This is a genomic window from Sorangium sp. So ce131 (genome assembly GCF_051519095.1).
In the GTDB taxonomy this organism is placed as follows: Bacteria; Myxococcota_A; Polyangia; order Polyangiales; family Polyangiaceae; genus Sorangium.
Genome location: NZ_CP150455.1, coordinates 963,880 through 978,539 on the forward strand (window position 1 = coordinate 963,880; position 14,660 = coordinate 978,539).

12 protein-coding genes are annotated in these 14,660 nt (G+C 71.5%); 9 read left to right on the forward strand and 3 right to left on the reverse strand.

The window, feature by feature from the left end; translation table 11 throughout:
- The first annotated feature begins 60 nt into the window (after window positions 1–60).
- Window positions 61–2,250, forward strand: a complete 2,190-nt coding sequence (locus WMF43_RS03590) for a bifunctional alpha,alpha-trehalose-phosphate synthase (UDP-forming)/trehalose-phosphatase (protein WP_437677522.1) — start codon at window positions 61–63, stop codon at window positions 2,248–2,250.
- A 16-nt stretch (window positions 2,251–2,266) separates the two neighbouring features.
- Here WMF43_RS03590 and WMF43_RS03595 read toward each other — a convergent pair whose 3' ends face one another.
- On the reverse strand, window positions 2,267–3,937 hold the full coding sequence (locus WMF43_RS03595; protein ID WP_437677523.1) for a right-handed parallel beta-helix repeat-containing protein: 1,671 nt from the start codon (window positions 3,935–3,937) through the stop codon (window positions 2,267–2,269).
- 246 nt (window positions 3,938–4,183) lie between these two features.
- Here WMF43_RS03595 and WMF43_RS03600 point away from each other — a divergent pair, with 246 nt between their 5' ends.
- Window positions 4,184–4,801, forward strand: a complete 618-nt coding sequence (locus WMF43_RS03600) for a Maf family protein (RefSeq protein WP_437677524.1) — start codon at window positions 4,184–4,186, stop codon at window positions 4,799–4,801.
- A 539-nt stretch (window positions 4,802–5,340) separates the two neighbouring features.
- Window positions 5,341–6,675: a magnesium transporter gene (gene mgtE / locus WMF43_RS03605; RefSeq protein ID WP_437677525.1), complete on the forward strand. Its 1,335-nt coding sequence runs from the start codon at window positions 5,341–5,343 to the stop codon at window positions 6,673–6,675.
- A 19-nt stretch (window positions 6,676–6,694) separates the two neighbouring features.
- On the opposite strand, the gene WMF43_RS03610 is transcribed toward mgtE, so the two are convergent.
- The gene (locus tag WMF43_RS03610) at window positions 6,695–7,300 is read right to left on the reverse strand and encodes a hypothetical protein (RefSeq protein WP_437677526.1); all 606 of its coding nucleotides are present in this window, start codon (window positions 7,298–7,300) and stop codon (window positions 6,695–6,697) included.
- Window positions 7,301–7,593: 293 nt separating this feature from the next.
- Between WMF43_RS03610 and WMF43_RS03615 the strand changes: the two genes are divergently transcribed.
- From WMF43_RS03615 to purU, 3 genes are all read left to right on the forward strand, one after another.
- Entirely contained in the window at window positions 7,594–7,893 is a 300-nt protein-coding gene (locus WMF43_RS03615; protein ID WP_437677527.1) for a hypothetical protein, read from the forward strand.
- Between the two features lie 173 nt (window positions 7,894–8,066).
- Complete coding sequence (locus WMF43_RS03620) at window positions 8,067–8,804, forward strand: histidine phosphatase family protein (RefSeq protein ID WP_437677528.1); 738 nt, start codon at window positions 8,067–8,069, stop codon at window positions 8,802–8,804.
- 151 nt (window positions 8,805–8,955) lie between these two features.
- Entirely contained in the window at window positions 8,956–9,861 is a 906-nt protein-coding gene (gene purU, locus WMF43_RS03625) for a formyltetrahydrofolate deformylase (protein WP_437677529.1), read from the forward strand.
- A 235-nt stretch (window positions 9,862–10,096) separates the two neighbouring features.
- On the opposite strand, the gene WMF43_RS03630 is transcribed toward purU, so the two are convergent.
- Complete coding sequence (locus WMF43_RS03630; protein WP_437677530.1) at window positions 10,097–11,014, reverse strand: homocysteine S-methyltransferase family protein; 918 nt, start codon at window positions 11,012–11,014, stop codon at window positions 10,097–10,099.
- A 351-nt stretch (window positions 11,015–11,365) separates the two neighbouring features.
- On the opposite strand from WMF43_RS03630, the gene WMF43_RS03635 reads away from it, so the two are divergent.
- Genes WMF43_RS03635 through WMF43_RS03645 form a run of 3 tightly spaced genes read left to right on the forward strand, consistent with a single transcriptional unit; the run spans window position 11,366 to window position 14,652 of the window.
- A complete protein-coding gene (locus WMF43_RS03635) occupies window positions 11,366–11,998 on the forward strand; it encodes a hypothetical protein (protein ID WP_437677531.1) in 633 nt (210 codons plus the stop codon).
- A 47-nt stretch (window positions 11,999–12,045) separates the two neighbouring features.
- Complete coding sequence (locus WMF43_RS03640) at window positions 12,046–13,665, forward strand: S53 family peptidase (protein ID WP_437677532.1); 1,620 nt, start codon at window positions 12,046–12,048, stop codon at window positions 13,663–13,665.
- A 60-nt stretch (window positions 13,666–13,725) separates the two neighbouring features.
- Window positions 13,726–14,652 (forward strand): hypothetical protein, encoded by a 927-nt coding sequence (locus WMF43_RS03645; protein WP_437677533.1) that lies wholly within the window; start codon window positions 13,726–13,728, stop codon window positions 14,650–14,652.
- Window positions 14,653–14,660: the final 8 nt, after the last annotated feature.

Sequence of the window (14,660 nt, forward strand, 5' to 3'; positions counted from 1 at the left end):
CTGGATTTCTCTCCCCCCGGCGGCGCGGTGCAACCCGCATGCGCTAGCTTTCGGCTGCGCATGTCCCGCCTGATCATCGTCTCGAACCGCCTGCCCGTCACCGTGCGGACCGAGCAGGGCACCGTCGCCGTGGTCCCGTCGGCGGGCGGGCTCGTGACCGCGCTGCGGGGCCCGCACGAGCGCCACGGCGGCCTGTGGCTCGGCTGGCCGGGCGACGTCTCGCGCCTCACCGCGGAGCAGCGCGACGATCTCGAGGCGCAGCTCGCGCGGGTCGGCGCCGCCCCGGTCCACCTCACGTCGGCCGAGGTGAGCCGTTACTACGACGGCTTCTCGAACGGCATCCTCTGGCCGCTCTTCCACTACCTGATCGAGAAGGTGAACCTCGACGCCCGGCGCGACTGGGAGAGCTACCGCGACGTGAACGAGCGCTTCGCGGCCGCGATCGCCGAGCGCTACCAGCCCGGGGACCGGGTCTGGATCCACGACTACCAGCTCACGCTGGTGCCCGCGATGCTGCGCCGGCGCGTGCCCGACGCGCGGATCGGCTTCTTCCTGCACATCCCGTTCCCCTCGTCCGAGGTCTTCCGGATCCTGCCGTGGCGCGAGCAGGTGCTGCGCGGCCTGCTCGGCGCCGACGTCGTCGGGTTCCACACGACGAGCTATCGCTACCACTTCGTTTACTCCGCCGCGCGCGTGCTCGGCCTCGACCCCGACCTCGAGACGCTCACGTACGAGGGGCGCAAGGTCCGGCTCGGCGTCTTCCCGGTCAGCATCGACGTCGGCGAGTTCGCGCGGCTGGCGCAGGACGAGGAGGTCCGCGCCGAGGCGCAGCGCATCCGCGAGCGCGACGGGGGGCGCAAGCTCGTGCTCGGCATCGATCGGCTGGACTACACGAAGGGGATCCCGCGGCGCATGCTCGCGATCGAGCGCTTCCTCGAGCGCGAGCCCGAGCTCCGGAGCAAGGTCCGGTTCGTCCAGATCGCGGTGCCCACGCGCGAGGGGGTCGACGCCTACGCCGAGTTCCGTCGGGTCGTGAACGAGCTGGTGGGCCGCATCAACGGCGCCTACGCGACGCTCGACGCGGTGCCGATCCATTTCATGCACCAGTCGATGCCGATGGACCGGGTCGTCGCGCTCTACCTCGCGGCCGACGTGATGATGGTGACGCCGCTGCGCGACGGCATGAACCTCGTGTGCAAGGAGTACGTGGCCTCGCGGCTCGACGACACCGGCGCGCTGGTGCTGAGCGAGTTCGCGGGCGCCGCGGCCGAGCTGATCGAGGCGCTCCCGGTCAACCCGTACGACATCGACTCGGTGGCCGCGACGATCAAGCGGGCGCTCGTGATGCCGCTGTCCGAGCAGCGGGTCCGGATGCAGGCGCTCCGGCGCCGCGTCATCGCGCACGACGCGCACCGCTGGGCGCACAGCTTCCTGAACGAGCTCGATCGCGCGAGCGCCGCGGCGCCCGCGGTCGGCGCCGCGCGGCGGATGAGCGACGCGCGCGAGCCGACCACGATCGCGACCGCGCGCCGCGCGCCGTCGCTGCTCGTGCTGCTCGACTACGACGGCACGATCGTCCCGCTCGCGGCGATGCCCGAGCTCGCGCCGCCCGACGAGGAGCTCTTCGCGGATCTGCGCGGGCTCGCGGCGCGCCCGCGGACGCAGGTGCACGTGGTGAGCGGCCGTCCGCGCGAGGACCTCGAGCGGTGGCTGGGCGAGCTGCCGATCAGCCTGCACGCCGAGCACGGGTTCTTCTCCCGCGCCGCCCCCGGCGAGCCCTGGACCGCGCTCCGCGAGGCCTCGCTCGACTGGAAGCCGAAGGTCCGCGACATCCTCCAGGGCTTCGTCGATCGGACGGCGGGCAGCTTCATCGAGGAGAAGACGGTGTCGATCGCGTGGCACTACCGCACCGCCGACCCCGAGCTCGCGAGTCAGATGGCCCGCGACGTGCCGGCGAGGCTCGCCGACGTGCTGCGCGAGCACGACCTCGAGCTGATCGCGGGCCGGAAGGTGCTGGAGGTGCGGCTGCGGGGGGTGAACAAGGGGGTGATCGTGCCGCGGGTGCTGTCGGCGGTGTCGCCCGACGCGATGATCGTCGCCCTCGGCGACGACAGGACGGACGAGGACCTGTTCGCGGCGCTCCCCCCGACGGCCCTCACGGTGCACGTGGGGGGCGGGGAGAGCCGCGCCGCGTTTCAGCTGCCCGATCCGGCCTCGGCGCGGCGCTTCCTGCGCGCGCTGGTCGCGTGAGCGCCCGCGCCGCCGATCATGCCCCGGAGCGGCGAGCGCGCCGCCGGAGGGCGGCCCCGAGGAGCGCGGCCGCCGCCGCGAGCGCGCCGCCGCCGGAGGTGGTGCCGGCCGCGAGCGCGCCGCCGACGCTGCACGAGGCAGGGTCGATGCTGCCGCGCTCGGGGTCGATGCTGCCGCGCTCGGGGTCGATGCTGCCGCGCTCGGGGTCGATGCTGCCGCGCTCGGGGTCGATGCTGCCGCGCTCGGGGTCGATGCTGCCGCGCTCGGGGTCGATGCTGCCGCGCTCGTCGGCGTTGCTCTCGCTCTCGACGGCGTCGTTGCCGCTGCCGTCGGCGTCCACATCGCTCTCGGCGGCCATCATGGCGCTCGCGACCCATGCGGGGCTCGCGCCGAGCTCGTAGGCGCCGATGTCGATCGCGCCCGCGGCCGACCGCCGCTGCGCTGCGCCCGGCACGCCCGCCTCGCGCGCGGGCGTGAACCGCGGCGCGGTGAGCGGCCCCGGGAACGGGTATCCTTCCGGGCTCGCCGTCGCCTTGGAGCCCGCGTCCACGAGCGGGCTGTCCGCCGACGGGCGGAGATCCAGGGAGGCGACGTCCACGAACCCGGGATCGGCGCCGCGCAGCGTGCCTGTCCACCCCGCAGGGATGGCCGACGAGCCGGCCGACACCCAGTTGTTCACGCCCGAGATCAACGCCGTTCCCGTCGCCCAGCTCGCGGACCGGTCGACGTAGACGTCCACGCCGCCGCCGCCGACGCGATAGAACACGTTGTTGCTCATCTCGACGCTCTCGATCCCGTCGTACATCCTGATCGCCGCGGAAGACCCGGGGGCGAGCAGGAACGTGTTGTTGACGAACCGGAAGCGGCCGAACGTCTGCCCCGTCCCGTCGCCCCCGACGCGCGCCACGAACGTCTTGCCGGTCTTGCGGAAGACGTTGCCGACCACATCGGAGTCCTCGCGCGCGAGCCCCTCGTCCTGTCCGTCTGGACCGATGAGCTCGACTTCGTGGTACTTGGCGCCCTCGATCCAGTTGTAATAGAGCTCGTTCCGCTCCGCGCGGCTCTTCACGTTGTTGCCGCCATTGCCGTCGTGCACGTAGCAATGCTGCATGCGGAACACCGAGCCCGGGTAGGTCCGCTCGTCGGTCGCGATGTAGACCGGGTGCCTGGTGTCGCCCGCGCCGCACGCATAGACCTCGACGTACTCCAGGCTCAGCGAGCCCGCGCCCTCGTCCGCCCCGAGGATGCCGTGCCCGGGGCAATCGTGCACCACCACGTCGCGGATCGTGACGTCGTGCGCGCGGTTGAAGACGCAGCGGCGCTCCCCGCCGGTGATCTCGAAGCCCTCGAAGACGTAATGATTGCCACCGAAGACCAAGGTGTTCGTGCCTCCGGCCAGGAGCGGGCGGCGCCCGTTCACGCGGACGCCGCGGATCGTGATCTTCGCGGATTCCGTGCCGGATTTCTTGAAGGTCAGGTCTCCTGGATAGGTCGCGTCGCCGTCGACTTCGACCACATCCCCGGCGGCGAGGCGAGGCGCGACCGCCGCGAGGCTTTCATAAGGCTTGCCAGGCCCCACCTCGTATGTCGCTCCGATCGCCGGTGAGGCCGCGAGCAGCACGGAGAGCCCGAGGCCCGGGGCGGCGAGGGAGAGCGAGACGAGGTGCCTTGTCGTGGGTTGCTGCATCGCCGCAATCTCGCGTGCAGCAGAGCCCTATTCAAGGTTACTTTTAGGTGAAATGCACGATGGGTAATTCAGGAGACACCTGATGACGGGCAATCTCTGCCAGTGTTTCGAGGACGCCAGGAGTTCTCTCTGATCTCGATTGTCCACGCCGGCGGTCTTGTCCGTGGCAGGGGCGCGTGGAGCAGCGCGAGGCGGGGAGGACGGTTCTCCTCGGCACGAGCGTCGGTCTGTGTCATGGATCCGCGCATGTCCCGGGTTGTCCTTGCCTCCACGTCTCCTTTCCGGAGGGCGCTCCTTGATCGTCTCGGGCTCGTGTACGAAGCGGTCCCGCCGGTGTTCGAGGAGATCGCGCCGCCGGGTCTCTCGCCCCTCGCGTGCGCCGTCCTCTTCGCGGAGGGCAAGGCGCTGAGCCTCGCGCATGCGCACGCCGACGCGGTCATCATCGGCGCCGATCAGGCGCTCGACGTCGACGGCGAGCTCCTGCGCAAGCCGGCGACGCTCGACGAGGCGGCGGAGCAGCTGGATCGGCTCGCGGGGCGGGCGCACGCGCTCCACACCGCCGTCGCGGTGCAAGCCCCGCCGGGGCTGAGGGACGTGTCGTGCGCGCAGAGGATGGTGTCAGAGGTCGTCACGGTGGAGCTGCGCGTGCGCCCGCTGAGCAGGGCGCAGATCCGCCGTTACGTCGAGCTGGATCGGCCGATCGGGAGCGCGGGAGGATACCTCTTCGAGAAGCACGGGGCGTGGTTGTTTGACGAGGTTCGCCACGCGGATGAGACGGCGATTGTGGGATTGCCGCTCGTGCCGCTGTGCAGGTTGTTGCGGGGGTTCGGGATCGATCCGCTCGACGTGCGCGCGGGAGGGTGAGCTCCGCCGCCGCGGAGTATCACCGCGCGAGGAGGGGAAAATCCGCCTCGGCGGCACGCCGAGGGCAGCACGCACCTGGTCTTTCGTCTTTCGTCTCTCGTCTCTCGTCTTTCGTCTCTCGTGCTCGTCCTCGTGATCGTGATCGTGATCGTGATCGTGATCGTGATCGTGATCGTGATCGTGATCGTGATCGATTCATTCCGTCTTCCGTCCGCATACGAGTCGCGCTGTCCTGAGCTCACCCGAGACGGGGCGAACGGAATCAGAGTGGACAGGACCGGAGCCGACCGGAGCGAACGATCACGATCACGATCACGAGGACGAGCACGAGAGACGAGAGACGAGCACGAGAGACGAAAGACGAGCACGAAAGACGAAAGACGAAAGACGAAAGACGAACGACGGGCGTTCTGCGCTCGGCTCTTCGCCTGGCGCACCCATTGCTGAGGTGCGACTCATTCCCTCCTCAGATCCATCCAACTGAGCACCATTTGCCGGGCCCCCCCGCCCGCAAGCCACCCGCTCGACGAGGTGAGCCGATGATCGACCGCTCCCCCTCCCCGGACGCCGACCCGCTCACCGCCTCCACCCTGTCCCGGTCCTGGCCTTCCCTCTCGCCCGACGACCGCCTCCACTCCTTCCTCCGTCTCCCCCGCGAGGAAGCCGACGACTTCTTCCAGAGCCTCCCCTCCGCCGACCAGGGCGCCCTCCTCTCCGCCCTCCCGCGGAGCGACCGCAAGATCGCCATCCGCCTCCTCGCCCCCGACGACGTGGCCGATCTCCTCCTCACCGTCCCGCCGGCGGAGCAGCTCTCCCTGCTCTCGCTGCTCGACGAGCCGACGAGGAGGGAAGTCAGCGCTCTCCTCGCTTACGCCGAGGACGCCGCCGGCGGGCTCATGAGCCCGTGGTTCGCGCGCGTGCGGCCCGAGGCGACCGTCGACGAAGCGATCAGCTACCTCAAGCGGCAGGCGACTGGCCAGCTCGAGACCCTCTACTACGGCTACGTCCTCGACGCCGAGCAGCGGCTGCGCGGCGTGCTGTCGCTGCGGCAGCTGATGACCACGCCCGGCGACCGCCGCGTCAGCGACGTCATGACCACCGACGTCGTCGCCGTCAACGAGGACGTCGATCAGGAAGAGGTCGCGCGCCTGTTCGCCGAGCACGACCTCGTGGCGATCCCCGTCGTCGACGGAGAGGGCAGGATGAAAGGCATCGTCACCGCCGATGACATCGTCGACGTCGTGGAAGAAGAGGCGACCGAGGATATCCAGAAGCTCGGCGGAATGCAGGCGCTCGACGCGCCGTACCTCCGGACCCCGCTCCTCCGGATGCTCGGCAAGCGCGCCGGCTGGCTCTCCGCGCTGTTCGTGGGCGAGCTCCTGACCGCGACCGCGATGGGCCACTACGAGGACGAGATCGCCCGCGCCGTCGTGCTCGCCCTCTTCGTGCCGCTCATCATCTCGAGCGGCGGCAACTCCGGCTCCCAGGCGACGACGCTCGTCATCCGCGCGATGTCGCTCGGCGAGGTCCGGCTCGCCGACTTCTGGCGCGTCACCCGGCGGGAGCTCGCGTCGGGCCTCGCGCTCGGCGGCATCCTCGGCGCCCTCGGCTTCGCGCGCGTCCTCCTGTGGGAAAAGCTCTTCGGGGTCTACGGCCCTCACCACGCGCTGATCGCGCTCACGGTCGCGATCAGCCTGGTCGGCGTCGTGACGTGGGGCACGCTGGCGGGCGCGCTCCTGCCGTTCCTCCTGCGGGCGCTCCGCTTCGATCCGGCGAGCGCCTCGGCCCCGTTCGTCGCGACGATCGTCGACGTCTCGGGCCTCGTGATCTACTTCAGCGTGGCCGAGCTCCTCCTCCGAGGCCTGCTCCTCTGAGGCGAGGCGCGCCCCCGCGCTAGGGGGCCACGCGCGACGCGAGGTAGTCCGCGGCGAGCGCGCCGACCCCCCGCGCGTCCGCGCGCCATCGGCCCCCGCTCGACAGCTTCTCCGACTCGGCGAGGCCGAGCATGGTGGACGGGTTCGGCGGGTGCGTGCGGCTCGAGAACTGGACCTCATCGAGCACCCTCCCGTCCGGCGCCGTGATCCGGAGCGTCAGCACGAGCTCGCTGGGCGACGAGGAGACGACCGCGTAGTGGCCGGGCTCGAGGTAAGCGATATAAGGCCTGAGCAGGAACGGCGCCGACATGGGCCCGGGGGTCCGCTCCACCTCGATGCCCTCCTCCTTGGCCCCCTCGATCAGCGCCTTCGCGAACTCCTCGTCGATCGCCGCCTTGTCGCCGAAAAAGCTGCTCTGCCCCTTCTCGTCCTTGTCGTCGAGGTACATCGACTCGGGTTTGCCGCCGACGCGCAGGCCCGTGTAGTCGACGGGCATCACGGCGAAATGGCGCTGGCCCACGAACGGAGCGGGGTTCGCCTGGGTGACGACGCGCCAGCGCGGCCCGCATCCGGCCAGGGCCGCGAAGCCGAGCAGCGCGGCCGCGAGGAAGCTGCGACGATGCATGAGGATCTCCTTGAGGGGCCCGCCTTGTAGGCCATGTCCGAGCGCCCTGGCAAGCGCGCGCGAGGGCGCGATGGGTCGGCGCCGCGCGCCGCGCGCGGCGCGCTCGGGGCAGCCGGCGCCCACAGCGGCGACGGCCGCCCTCCGACCCGGACGGGGCGCAGCGTCCTCGCCGCAGCGCGGGCGCCCCGGCGGGCTCTCCTGTGCAGCGGGCGGACATCGCCCGAGGTGGCCTGTGAGATGCAATGCCCACCTCGTACGAGGATGGATGTCCCCTCGGACGTGGAGGTGAGCTCATGATCACGCATCTCGCAGCAGGTCTCTTCGGACTTTTGCCCATCGTGGTGTTTCCGGTGTTCGAGGTCGACCCGGAGGACGGCGGCAGCGGCTCGCAGTCCGGCAGCGCCGCCGAGCCGGGGAGCCCCGGCGGGGCCGGCGAGGGCGCGCAGCGGTTCGTCTATTCGATCTCCTGCATCGAGGGCAGCACGGGAGAGAAGCGCTTCAGCTCCGAGGACGAGTTCTGCAGCGCCCTGCGCGGCGAGCAGGTCTGCTCCGAGAGCGCCGCGCTGTTCGCATTTCTCCAGGGGTGCCCCTGAGCGGCCTTGGGCCCGCCGCGCGCGCTGCAGCCCGCCGTCACCGCGCCGCCGCCGCGCTCGCGGCGAAAGTACAAACCCTTGACAATCGAGGTTGGCCTTGCTCTTCCTAGCGGGCGCGGACCGCCCGCGCGGCCCTCCCTTTGTCAGGTCGCGTGCCTCGGAGGCTCAAACTCGTGACGAACCTCTACCTCATCCGGCACGGAGAAGCGCTCGTCAACGTGAACCATATCGTGGGAGGCATGCGCGGGGACACCGGGCTGACCCCGCTTGGCGTCCTCCAGGCGGAGCGGCTGCGCGATCGCCTGGCGGCGACGCGCGAGATCAGCGCCGATGTCCTGATCGCCAGCACCTACCGCCGCGCGCAGCAGACCGCCGAGATCATCGCCCCGGCCCTGGGGCTGCCGCTCACGCTCGACGACGAGGTCCAGGAGCTCCGCCCGGGCGAGGCGGACGGGATGCCGGTCGGAGAGGCGATGGTGCGTTACGCGATCGATTTCGAGCGCGAGCCGTACCGCCCGGCGAGCCCCGGGGGAGAGAGCTGGGCTCAGTTCATGCTCCGGGTCTCCGTCGCCCTCGACCGGATCACCCGCGAGCACGAGGGGCGCACCATCGTCGTCGTCTCCCACGGCGGCTTCATCGACGTCGCGTTCCTCCATTTCTTCAAGATGAACGCGCTCGCCTTCCCGCCAGCGCACTTCGCCACCCGCCACACCGCGCTCACCCACTGGCAGCGCCGCCGGCGGTGGGGTCGGGCGGAGGCGTGGCACCTCATCTATTACAACGACTGCGCTCACCTGCGCGACGTCGAGCGGACCGTGCGCATCCCCTGGGCGGAGCTCTCCACGCTGGCCCCGAGGAGCCCCGACGACCGCGCCGACCCGCCGTCGTCCGAGAGCGACAAGACCCGGTAAACGCGCGCCCCGGGCCCCGCGGGAGCGCGCGCCGCCGCGCGGCAGGCGGCCTCCTTCGTCTGCGACGCACCGCGCGCGCAGCGCACCCGCGCGCACCCGGGGGATCCCCGCCGGGCAGCTGCGCTTGCGCCGCCACCTGGAGGCGAGCTACATGACGCGCATGACGGGTCCCGTGCACGCAACCTTCCTCGTCGCCGCGCCCGATCAGCCGGGCCTCGTGGCGCGACTCGCAGGGTTCTTCTACAACATCGGCCTGAACATCATCGACGCGAGCAATCACTCGGATGTGTTCACGGACGAGGGACCACGCTTCTTCATGCGCCTCGTCGTCGATCTGTCCGGCCTCTCGTCGCCGGCCGCCGTCGACGCCCTGGGCGGCTCGGCCACACGCAGCGCGATCGAGGCCGCCTTCCGCGAGCTCGCTGGGGCGCTCTCGGCGCGATGGTCGGTCGATTACAGCGATCACGTCCCCAAGATGGCCATTCTGGTCACCAAGGATCCGGCGTGCCTCTACGATCTCGTGCTCCGGCAGCGCGCGGGCGAGCTCCGCTGCGAGATCCCGCTCGTGATCTCCAATCACCCCACGCTGGAGGCGGTGGCCGAGAGCTTTCGAATCCCATTCTTCTGCCTCCCGATCACGCCCGAGACCAAGCGCGAGCAGGAGCGCCAGGTGCTCCACCTGCTGAAGAAGCACCACGTCGACCTCGTCGTGCTGGCGCGGTACATGCAAATCCTCTCCGAGGAGATGCTCCATGAGGGCCCGCCGGTCATCAACATCCACCACGGGTTCCTCCCGGCCTTCCAGGGCGCGAAGCCGTATCACCAGGCGCACGCGCGCGGGGTGAAGCTCATCGGTGCGACGGCGCATTACGCCACCCGCGACCTCGATCAGGGGCCGATCATCGAGCAGGACGTCGCGCGCGTGAACCACCAGATGGGGCCGGAGGAGATGACCCGGCTCGGGCGCGACGTGGAGCGCCTCGTGCTCTCTCGCGCCGTCCGGGCCCACCTGGAGCGGCGGGTCATCGTAGAAGGCCGCCGCACCGTGGTCTTCTGAGCGGCGGTCACCCGCTTCGGATACGGGCCCATCTCGACGTTTTCGGTGCTCAGCGCACTGGAGTGCGCTTCCGCGCCGAAAACGCCGATCTGGGCCCGTCTCCTGTGCGGGTGACCGCCGCTCTGACGCGGGGAGTACGTCAGGGGAGAGGGCCGGGAGCGCGCTTCCGCGCCGAAAACGCCGATCTGGGCCCGTCTCCTGTGCGGGTGACCGCCGCTCTGACGCGGGGAGTACGTCAGGGGAGAGGGCCGGCGCGCCGCGCCCGCTCCTCGTCGACGACGGCGCGCAGCGCGGCGATGTGCGCGGGGCCCGTCCCGCAGCAGCCGCCCACGATCGTCGCGCCGGCCTCGAGCCAGCGGCGCGCGAGCGCGGCGTACCGCGCGGCAGACGCGCTGTCCTGGCCTGCAGCCCAGCCGAGCCCCTCGCCCTCGGCGCCCGCGTTCGCGTAAGCCCCGAACGGGACGCCGCTCGCCGCGAGCCGCTCGACGTACTCGAGCGTGCGGGTCGCAGGGGCGCAGTTGACGAGCACCACCCGGGCGCCGCGAGCGGCGGCCTCCCGCGCGGCGAGCCCGACGTCCTCCGGCGAGAGGAGATCCGCCCCGGGGCCCGGCGTGAACGACACCCACGCCTCGACGCCCGTCGCCGCCGCCTCCTCGAGCGCGACGAGCGCCTCGCCGACGTGCGGGAACGTCTCGCACAGGAGCAGGTCGACGCCCGCCGCCGCGAGCGCCCGCGCGAGCTCGCGGTGCTCCGCGCGCGGGTCGGCAGGGCTCCGATCAGGGCGGTAGCAGTCCTCGAGCGGCGCGATGCTCCCCGCGACCCGGTGACCGGCGGGGGCGGCCTCGCGCGCGAGCGCGACCGCGCGCGCCGCGAGCTCGGCCCACGCGTCGCCCGCCTGCCGCCGCTTCGCACGGAACGTGTTCGCCGTGTGCACCGTCGCGCCGGCGCGCGCGTACTCCCGGTGGATCGCGCGCACGACCTCGCAGCCGCGCGCGTCGACCAGCGCCGCCGCGCTCCAGAGCGGCGCCGGCGTCGCGACGCCCCGCGCGGCGAGCTCGGTCCCGAGCGGACCATCAAGGACCACGAGGCCGCCCCCCGCGACCCCCTCGGCCCCGTCAACTGACCTCGACGGCGATGAAGGACTGTCCTCCATGTAGGCACCGGTATGTCCGCGAGCGCGTCGCGCGGCAAGCCGAGATCCCGGCGGTTTCCACCGCATCTCCTCAGGTGAGCGGGCGCCCGCACGGCGCACCGTCCAGACCACGATGCCGCAGAAAGGACGATGGAATTATCTTCTGCACCGGAAATTCGCTTGCCAGATCCGGGTGCCCTGCGGCACCGTTTGGAGTGAACTCGTCTTCCCCTCATTCCACTCAACTCGCGGGAGTCGTGGGGGGTCCACAGAAGCGATGACCTCGGGCGATCGGCAAGCGCGGAGCTCTCTGTGGGCAAGCGGGAAGCCAGACGATCGACGCGGCTCGGCCCAAAGAAAGGAATGCCATCCATGATTCGACAATCCATCCGTTCTTCCAAGTCGCTCGTTCTCACTTTTGCGCTCGGCGTCATCGCCGCGGCGGGTGTCGCCGGATGCGGCGCGTCGGAGCAGGGGTCTGACGACCCGATCGTGACGCAGGACGTCCAGAACCAGCGGGTCACTCCGGAGAGCCTGGCGGCCCTTCCGGACGGGGAGTTCCTGAGCCTCGATATGACCGAGAAGACGGTCTATGCGATCGACTACGCGACGGGGCCCATCGACTACGCGCGCATCAAGCTCGTCGCGGCCAATGGCACGGAGATCTCGCTGGAGCAGCAGATGGCCGCGGTCGAGAACGGCACCTACGGCGACAACCCGGCGCCCCAGCTCCGCGAGTCGTCGGAGCAGCGGTTCAGCATCGCCTCGGACGCCGCCTACTTCAACAAGCTGTCGGAGAGCGAGCTCGACCAGCTGAAGGCCGACGGGTACTTCTACTCGGAGAAGGCCCCCGAGGGGTACCCCGGGGCCGGCCCGCAGACCACCGACCCGGAGTGCATCCACGCGTTCTGCGAGATCTGCACCGACAACGTGACCGGCGGGCGGCCCGAGACCTGGTATCCGGGCACCTACACCTGCTACCTCGTCGAGCACGTGTGGTGCTAAGACTCGCCTGACATGCGCTGCCCTCCCACCCTCGCAAGGGGTCGTTGATGCGTTCGTTCCCTGTGTGGTGCGGTGCGCTGCTCGCCCTCCTGGGCACGGCCTGCGCAGAGGACGAGGGGCCGGTCCTCCCGAGCGGCGTCCCGGAGCCATACGAGCGCGTCTACATCGACTTCGGCCCAGCGCCGACCAAGGACCGCTTCCGGGCGCTGATGGCGTTCCGGACGCGGGACGTGGAGGCGCTGGAGGCCGAAATCGACGCGATCTACGACCCCCAGAGCCCCCAGTTCCGGAAGTACATGACGGTCGAGCGCTGGATGGAGCGCTTCGCCCCGACCGAGACCGACCTCGCGGCCGTCGAGGGGTGGCTCACCGGGCAAGGGATGGAGATCACGCGCCGGTCCAAGAACCGGCTGCTCGTCGAGTTCACCGGCACGGTCGAGCAGTTCAACGCGGCCTTCGACACCGAGCTGCGCGACTTCGAGCGCGAGAACCCCTCGGCCGACGGCAGGCCGCTCCGCACATACGGCGCGCTCACGCCGCTCCGGCCGCCGCAGAACATCATCGACACGGCGGAGAGCCTGGTCGCGATCGATCTCCCCGCCGAGACCGGGGAGCTCCCGGGGGAAGGGGGCTCGATCGAGGTCGCGCCCCCGGAGCCGGTGGCGGATGGGCTCACGCCGCCGCAGATCGCGCGCGCTTACGAGGTCGACACGCTCCACGAGGCGGGGCACCTCGGGGAGGGCGTGAAGCTCGGCCTCGTCGTCGGCGCGACGTTCAAGACCAAGGATCTCCAGTCGTTTTGGCGGTCGTTCGGCGTCTCCCGCGACAACCCGACGGACATCGCCACGGGGGATCCGATCGTCACGCGGTACATCGAGACCACGCTGGACACGGAGTGGGCGGGCGTGATGGCGCCCGGCGCGGAGCTCATCGCGTACCAGGGGCCGGACGCGCGCACGATCTCGATCCTCTACGCGTGGAACGAGGCGATCGGGGCGGGCGAGGCGTCGGTGCTCTCGACGTCGTTCGCCCACCGCGAGGAGACGGAGGCGGAGTCGATCCGGCAGCAGTACCACGCGGCGGCGCGGATGGGCGCGGCGCTCGGGATGACGATCGTCGTCGCGAGCGGCGACTCGGCCAGGCCCGACGTTCCGTCGTCGAGCCCGTACGTGACGTGCGTCGGCGGGACGAGGCTCACGCTGGGCGCGGGCGGCGAGGTCGAGGACGAGGTCGCGTGGAGCAACTCGGGGTCGGGCCGGTCCCGCTCCTTCACCACGCCCTCCTGGCAGGTGGACGTCGTCACCAACGCGCAGGGCAGGCGCGCGGTCTCCGACGTTGCGCTGAACGCGTCGCCGGAGTCGGGCTACTGGCTTTACTACCTGGGCGAGTGGGAGCACCGCGCCGGCACCTCGTTCGCCGCGCCGGTGTTCGCCGGGCTGATGGCGTCGGTGAACAGCCGCCGGCTCGCGGAGGGCAAGCCGGTCGCGGGGTGGCTGAACCCGGCGCTCTACCGCATTCCGGAGGTGCAGGCGGCGTTCCGCGACATCACGGAGGGACAGACCCACGGGGACGAGCACTTCGAGGGGTTCCGCGCGGAGAAGGGCTGGGACTACCCGACCGGCTGGGGCGCGCCGCTCGCGGACAAGCTCGCGGAGGCGCTGCCGTAGGCAGCCGGCGCCGCGCGAGGCCGCTGGGGCGCTCGCCGCGGATGCGTCATCCTGCGGTCGATGACGTCCTCTGCCGCGTTGTTCGCCCGCCCGCTCACGTGGATGGCCCTCGCCGGCGCGGCGGCGCTCGGCTGCGATCGCCCGGGCCGTGCCGCCGGGGCGGCGCCCGCGCCGCCGAGCGCCGCGCCCGCCCCGGCGCCCGAGGCCGCGGATGGCGGAGCGAAGGCCGTGCCGACCGCGCCGCTTGCGACGCCTCGAACCGACGCGGCGGCGCTCGCTCCGGCCGGCGCGGCGGCAGCGCCGCTCCGCGCGGACGCGCCGCTCGTCGAGCTCCCCGTCGAGGGGTTCGCGAGCGCGGTGGTGTCGGTGCCGATCGGCGCCACGGGGCGGCGCCCGGTGCTCATCGCGTCGCACGGCAACTACGATCGGCCCGAGTGGCAGTGCCAGGTGTGGCGCGACATCGCGGGCGACGGCGTCTTCATCCTGTGCCCGCGCGGCGTCGCCCGGCGCGACTCGCCGTCGGCGAGCGACGTGCGGTTCACGTACGAGAGCAACGCCCGGCTCGAGCAGGAGGTCGACGCGGGCCTCGCGGCGCTGCGCGCGCGATTCCCCGAGCACGTGGATCCGGGGCCGGCGCTCTACACCGGCTTCTCGCTGGGCGCGATCATGGGCTCGGCGATCGCCGCGCGCCGGGCTGCGCTCTTCCCGCGCCTCGTGCTGGTCGAGGGCGGGCACGACAAGTGGACCCCAGGGGCGGCGAAGGCGTTCGCCGAGGGCGGCGGGCAGCGCGTGCTCTTCGTCTGTGCGCAGGCCGGGTGCGGGGCCGCGGCGGCGTCCGCGGCGAAGCGCCTCGAGAAGGCGGGCGTGCTCACGCGCGTCGTGCGGAGCCAGGAGGCCGGCCACCGCTACGACGGGCCCGTGGCCGAGGAGACCCGGCGGGCGCTCGGCTGGGCGGTCGAGGGCGACGTGCGGTTCAGCGTGCGCTGAGCGAGCGG